At 72.5% G+C, this 4,126-nt stretch carries 2 protein-coding genes; both read left to right on the top strand.

All coding sequences use genetic code 11. The features are described 5' to 3' along the window. Window positions 1–134: 134 nt before the first annotated feature. The gene (locus tag ACZ61C_RS21570; RefSeq protein WP_465309301.1) at window positions 135–1,409 is read left to right on the top strand and encodes a helix-turn-helix domain-containing protein; all 1,275 of its coding nucleotides are present in this window, start codon (window positions 135–137) and stop codon (window positions 1,407–1,409) included. Between the two features lie 312 nt (window positions 1,410–1,721). After that, the gene (locus ACZ61C_RS21565) at window positions 1,722–3,986 is read left to right on the top strand and encodes a M4 family metallopeptidase (RefSeq protein WP_465309299.1); all 2,265 of its coding nucleotides are present in this window, start codon (window positions 1,722–1,724) and stop codon (window positions 3,984–3,986) included. Window positions 3,987–4,126 lie beyond the last annotated feature (140 nt).

Genomic DNA, 4,126 nt, shown 5'->3' with positions numbered 1-4,126 from the left:
CCTCCCTCCCTATTCCCCCGCCCCCCCCCCCCCCCCCCCCCCCCCCCCCCCTCCCCCCCCCCCCCCCCCCCCCCCCCCCCCCCCCCCCCGCGGCCTACCCTTGGACGTCCGGCACCCGGTGGAAAGGCGGCTGCGTGAGTGTGAGCGGCGAGACCGTCGGCGAGCGCCTGCGTGAGCTCCGCACCGAACGCGGGCTCACCCAGCGTGAGCTCGCCGGACCGCAGTACTCCGCGGCCTACGTTTCGTCGGTCGAAACCGGCGCGCGGACGCCGTCGGGCGACGCGCTGCGGTTCTTCGCGCGGCAGCTGGGCATCGACCCCGACGAGCTGCTCGGCGGCAGCTCCCCGCGGGAGCTGGTCGAGCTGGACCTCGAGCTGATCGAGACGGCGGAACGGTTCCTCGCCGGCGACGCCCGCCGCGCGGCACCGCGGATGCAGCGGATCCGGCGCGCCGCCGAACGGCTGGAGCGGCCGCGGCAGGCGGGCATCGCGCTGCTGTGGCTGGCCGGGTACACCCGGGGTGACGTCCGCACGAAGTACGTCGCCGAGGCCGAGACGACGTTGTCGGGCGAGCCGCCGCCGGTGCGGGCGATGGTCGTGCCGTTGCGCGCGGCCGTGCTGAGCGACTGGGGCGAGGCGCGGTATTCCTTGCACCTGCTGGAAACCTGCCACGCCGAGCTGCTGCGCGACGGGTACCCGCAGCCGTCGATGCTGCTGACGCTGCGAGCCTGCCTCGCCGAACGCCACCTGCGCCAGGGCGACCTCGAACGGGCCGCCGAGTACGCCGAGTCGGCGCTGCGGCTGACCCGCGGCGGCCCGGCGGTGATGGCCGAGCTGACCCGCAGCCACGTCGAGGTCTGCCGCAGCCACCTGGCCGCAGACCGCTTCGCCGACGCGGCGGCGTCGGTCGCCGCGGCCTACGACCTCATGCAGGAACGGGCCCTGCACCCGGCGATGGCGCACTGCCTGCTGGCCAGGGCCCGGGTCCGCGGCCGGGCGGGCGACGTCGAAGGCGCGCTGGTCGACCTCGCCGCGGCCCGCGAGACCGCCTGGCCGGACGACGTCCCGGCGATCACGCTCGAGCTGGCGGCGGAGTACCTCGCGGCGGGCCGGGCGGAGACGGCGAGCGGCCTGCTCGACCAGGTGCGGCCCTCGGTGGTGTCGGGCACGGCGCTGGCGGCGGAGCTGCGGCTGCAGCAGGGGTCCCTGGCCCGGGCCCGGGGTGACGCCCGGCGCGCGGCCGACGACCTGCGGGCCGCGGTCGAGCTGGCCACCGGCCTCGGCGCGCGCGAAGTGCTGGTGCGGGCACTGCGGCCGTTGAGCGAGCTCCTGGGCGAGACCGGGCGGCAGACGGAAGCGGCGGACGTGCTGCGGAACGGGCTCATCGCGCTGGGCGCCGAAGCCGACTGAGCACCGTTTCCTGAGCGGTACTAACGATTCCCGATGATCGAGATCGTCCGGCGTTCGGATGGTGTCGGGGACACTCCCTACGAAAGTCGTTCCGGCGCGGAACGCGGGGCGAATCCCCAGCACGAGCGGGGTTTGTACGAATTGACCCGCGAATCCCAAAGGCGGCGTTGGTCCGTTCGGCGCATTGACGGCCCGACGCCCTGATCCCTTTACTCGGATGCGTCCGGACGCATACCTCCTGTTAGCCCGCCGGACACGTCCCCTTTTCTCCTTGCCGGTCCACGATTCTGCCTTCATGAAAGGTTGACCTCGATGACCCATCGTGGGTTCAGAACGGGCTTGGCGGCCGCCGCCGGGCTCGCCATGACGCTCGCCTTGCCGGTGACCCCGGCGAGCGCGAGCCCAGCAGCACAGCCCGCCGCACCGGAAGCCGCCGCCGCGCGCGCCGCCGACCAGGCCGCCGCCAGCGGTCTCGACGCGCTCAAGCGGGGCCCCGCGGAATCGTTCCAGCGCGTCGGCCTGACCGCCGGTGGTGGCGGCCTCTTCTACGGCGCCTACCAGCGGACCTACCAGGGCCTGCGGGTCGTGGGCGGGGACGCGGTCGTCGTCGCCGACGGCGCCGGGCGCGTCCGCGGGACCAGCGCCGCCGAGACCGCGGCCATCACCGTCGGGACGCAGGCCGCGCTCGACGCCGCGAAGGCCGCCGCCACGGCGCGCGCCCAACTGCCCACTGTGGACAGTGTGAGCACGCCGGAGAAGGTGGTGCTGGCCGGGACGAGCCCGAAGCTGGCCTACGAGGTCGTCGTCGCCGGGCGCACCGCCACGGCGCCGAGCAACCTGCACGTGTTCGTCGACGCCGCCACCGGCGCGGTGCTCGACCAGCGCGACGACGTCAAGACGTTCGCCTCGGGCGCCCGCACCCAGGCCCAGCCGAACACGGTGAACGTCGCGGGCACCGGCAACAGCTACTACGTCGGCAACGTCTCGATCGACACGACGCAGTCCGGCAGCACCTACACGATGCGCGACCCGGGCCGGACCGGCATCAGCTGCGGCCGCGAGGGCGGGTCCGTCTATAGTGGACCGGACAACGCCTGGGGCAACGGCTCCGGCACGGACCTCGAGACCGGCTGCGTCGACGTCCTCTACAGCGTCCAGACCGAGTGGAAGATGCTCGCCGACTGGCTCGGCCGCAACGGCATCAACGGCAGCGGCACCGGCTACCCGGCGTCCGTCGGCCTGGCCGACGTCAACGCCTACTGGAACGGCTCCTCGACCCACTTCGGGCACTCGCAGGACAACCAGCGCCAGGCCACCTCGATGGACGTCGTCGGCCACGAGTTCGGGCACGGCATCTTCCAGTTCACCCCGGGCGGCGCCGGTTCCGGCAACGAGAACGGCGGGATGAACGAGTCGACCGGTGACATCTTCGGCGCGCTGACCGAGGCGTACGCGAACAACGCCAAGGACACGCCGGACTACGAGGTCGGCGAGGGTGTCAACCTGGTCGGCCAGGGCCCGATCCGCTACATGTACCAGCCGTCGAAGGTCGGCGACCCGAACTGCTACTCGTCGTCGATCCCGAGCACCGAGGTGCACGCCGCGGCCGGCCCGCAGAACCACTGGTTCTACCTGCTCGCCGAGGGCTCGAACCCGGGTGGCGGCAAGCCCACCAGCCCGACCTGCAACAACTCGTCGGTCACCGGTGTCGGCATCCAGAAGGCCGGCAAGATCTTCTACAACGGCCTGTTGAAGAAGACCTCGTCGTGGAACCACAAGGCCGCCCGCAAGGCGACCCTCGAAGCCGCGATCGCGCTCTTCCCCGGCAGCTGCACCGAGTTCAACGCCACCAAGGCCGCGTGGGACGCCGTCTCCGTCACCGCCGCGACCGGTGAGCCCACCTCGTGCAGCGGCGGCGGGCCGGACTTCTCCGTCGCGCTGAACCCGGCTTCGGGTTCCGTGCAGCCGGGCGCCTCGGCGACCACCACGATCAGCACCGCGATCACCTCCGGCGCGGCGCAGTCGATCACGCTGTCCGCCTCGGGCCTGCCGGCCGGTGCGACCGCGTCGTTCAGCCCGGCGACCATCCAGTCCGGCGGCTCCTCGACGCTGACGATCGCGACTTCCGCGTCGACGCCGACCGGCAGCTTCCCGGTCACCATCACCGCCGACGGGGCGAGCACCGACCACACGGCGTCGTACACGCTGAACGTCGGGACCACGGGCTCGTGCGCCGCGGTGACCAACGGGACGCGGCTGAACATCCCGGACTACCCGGGTGCCGCGGTCAGCAGCACCAACACCGTGGCGGGCTGCGCGCGCAACGCGTCGAACGCCACCAAGGTCGAGGTGCACATCACCCACACCTACAGCGGTGACCTGGTCCTCGACCTGGTCGCGCCGGACGGCACCGCCTACCGGCTGAAGAACTCCAGCTCGTCGTCGACCCCGAACATCAACACCACCTACACCGTGAACGCTTCCACCGAAGCCGCGAACGGCGCGTGGCAGCTCCGCATCCGAGACGTCGGCCCCGCCGACACCGGTTACCTGTCCTCCTGGACGCTGACCGTCTGATGCATCCCGATGCCCGCACTTTCACGTGAAAGTGCGGACCTGGGGGGGGGGGGGGGGGGGGGGGGGGGGGGGGGGGGGGGGGGGGGGGGCACACCCACAAAAAAAAAGGAACAGAAAAGGGAGGAAGAAGGACGGGAGCG

The sequence above is a fragment of the Amycolatopsis sp. NPDC104587 genome (assembly GCF_055583645.1).
The sequence above is the reverse complement of the archived record's forward strand: the minus strand, read 5'-3'. Positions and strand labels throughout refer to the sequence as shown.